Source organism: Formosa sp. S-31, from assembly GCF_051172795.1.
GTDB lineage: Bacteria > Bacteroidota > Bacteroidia > Flavobacteriales > Flavobacteriaceae > Formosa.
Map to the genome: position 1 here is coordinate 1 of NZ_JAENDK010000005.1, position 969 is coordinate 969.

At 42.5% G+C, this 969-nt stretch carries 1 protein-coding gene; it reads right to left on the reverse strand.

The annotated features are described in order from the left end of the window. Positions 1-969, reverse strand: a 969-nt coding sequence (locus I3217_RS07535; protein ID WP_435049147.1) for a leucine-rich repeat domain-containing protein, incomplete at both ends; no start/stop codon positions are given.

Genomic DNA, 969 nt, shown 5'->3' on the forward strand with positions numbered 1-969 from the left:
TGTGGTAAAGGAGATTAGTGTCCCTGAGGCTGTCCCTGAACTTTGGAATAGGGATACCTCTTTCTCTGGAGTTAATGAAGTAAGGTATTCCTTGGGAATGAGTATGCTGCCGTCAGGTTCCATGGAGAGGTTGGTGGCAACATTGGAACCATTGATCCTGAGGTAAAATGAATTTGTAGCAGAGAAATCATTTTTGGACCTGTCATAGCGTGTTATTGGGGGTAGATTGGCCAACAGTACATCATCTCCCGTATAGGTAAACTCTTTCATTGTTAGGGTTTGTGAGCTTAGATTTAAATAAATACTTGTGCTCAACAAGGGAACTACATCCGTAATTTGGTTACCACTTGCGTAAACCTGTGTTAAACTGCTCAGGTCTTCAAGTTCTTTCGGCAATGTGGTTATGTTGTTGTACGACAGCTGAAGTGTCTTTAAGTTCGACAGGTTTTCTATGGTCGAGGGAATGGAGGTGAAACTGTTGTATGACAGATTTATAGTTTCCAAATCCGTTAGATTGCCTATAGTTGTGGGTAAGGAGGTTGTGTTGTTGTTGGAAAGGTCCAAGGTTTTCAACAATGTCAGGTTTCCGATGGCAGGAGGTATTGAAGTTATGCTGTTCTGTGAGAGGTTAATGGTTTCCAAAGCGGTTAAGTTGCCTATTGTAGAGAACAGTTCTCCCTCTAGGGTGTTATTGCTTAACACCAATGATTTCAGTTTGGTCAACTGCCCCCAGGAGTTGGGTATGGCTCCTGATAGTTGGCAATAACTCAAATCCAACTCCTCCAGATTCTCTATACCGGAAAGGTTTTCTAAATTCGTTGTGCTCAAGTTGTTTCTATTGTAGTAATTGGAAGATGAATAAAGGCCAAGCTTCCGAAGTTGCTTTAAATTGCTGAAAGAGGCGGGTATTGCGCCAGAGAGCCTGTTGCTTCCCAAGTTGATTTCGGCGATGTGGCCATTTTCAATGAC